Origin of the sequence: Arthrobacter sp. HMWF013 (assembly GCF_003061105.1) — a bacterium.
GTDB lineage: Bacteria > Actinomycetota > Actinomycetes > Actinomycetales > Micrococcaceae > Arthrobacter.
Map to the genome: position 1 here is coordinate 1 of NZ_QAIQ01000359.1, position 1,367 is coordinate 1,367.

The 1,367-nt window shown below is 68.5% G+C and carries 1 protein-coding gene; it reads left to right on the top strand.

The window, feature by feature from the left end:
- The coding region (locus DBR22_RS13500) for a PDZ domain-containing protein (RefSeq protein WP_181365177.1) at positions 1–1,367 on the top strand (1,367 nt) is incomplete at both ends.

A 1,367-nucleotide genomic window follows, 5' to 3' on the forward strand; every position in this document is an offset into this window, starting at 1 on the left:
GTCTACGACGGACATTCCTTCGACCTGTCCTTCCCCAGCCCCATCAAGCCCTACCTCGTGGCATTGGCTGCAGCAACGCCGTCGCCCTTTGGTCCCACCGTTGACCTGGAGCCGGCCGTGGCCCCGGATGAGAAAGACAGCACCGGCGCTTTGGCCGGCACCGCCCCGGTCCAGGTGGACCCGGAGGGGCTGGCCCACCGGGTCATCGGCGTCCCGGGTCCGCAGGGAAACTACACCTCCCTGACCGCCACTGACGATGCACTGCTGTGGCTGGACTGGGCCCTTGCCGGCGTGACCGGCGATGGCAAGGCAAGCAAGGACGACAAGGACGCGCGGCCGAACCTGGTCCGGTTCGACCTGGCGCGGCGGAAATCGGCCACCCTGGTGGAGTCATTGGACAGCTACCGGCTCTCCGGCGACGGCAAAAAGGTGGTGCTGATCAACGACAAGCAGGTCAGCGTAGTCCCCTCCACGGCCAAGGCGGACGAGGATTCCGGCCAGCTGGTGAAGGTCGATCTGGGCAGGATCCGGGTGATGATGAACCCGGTCAGCGTCTGGGGCCAGGCGTTTGACGAAGCCTGGCGCCTGCAGCGCGACTTCTTCTGGACCGAGGATATGGCAGGACAGGACTGGGAATCGATCCACAACAGGTACCGTCCGCTGGTGGACCGGCTGGGATCCCACGATGACCTGGTGGACCTGCTCTGGGAACTCCACGGCGAACTCGGCACGTCCCACGCCTACGTCAAGCCTGCCGCCGTGACCGAGAACGGCAGCAACGGCCAGGGCCGGCTTGGCGCCGACCTCGCCCTGACTGCGGCGGGCTGGGAGATCAGCCGCGTCCTGGCCGGCGAATCCTCGGATCCGCTGGCCACCTCCCCGCTCACGCGGCCCGGCGCCGGCGCCCTGGCCGGAGACGTGTTGCTGGCCATTGACGGGGTGCCGCTGTCCGCCACAGTGACGCCGGCCATGCAACTGGTCGGTGCCGCAGGCCGTGCAGTGGAACTCACGCTCCGAAACGGTCCGGGCCATGGGGCCAAGGCGGGGGAGCAGCGGCGCATTGCCGTCGTCCCGGTCAGGGACGAGGAACGCCTCCGCTACCAGGAGTGGGTCGCCGCCAACCGCCGGACCGTCCGGGAGGCCTCCGGAGGACGGTACGGCTACCTTCACATCCCGGACATGATGGCCAACGGCTGGGCGCAGCTCCACAGGGACCTCGATACGGAAACTGCCCTCGACGGCCTGATCGTGGACGTCCGCCGGAACCGCGGCGGCCACACGTCCCAGCTCGTGGCTGAACTGATTGGCCGGAAGGTCACCGGCTGGAGCATGCCCCGCGGCGAACGCCCCCGGACCTACCCCCACCA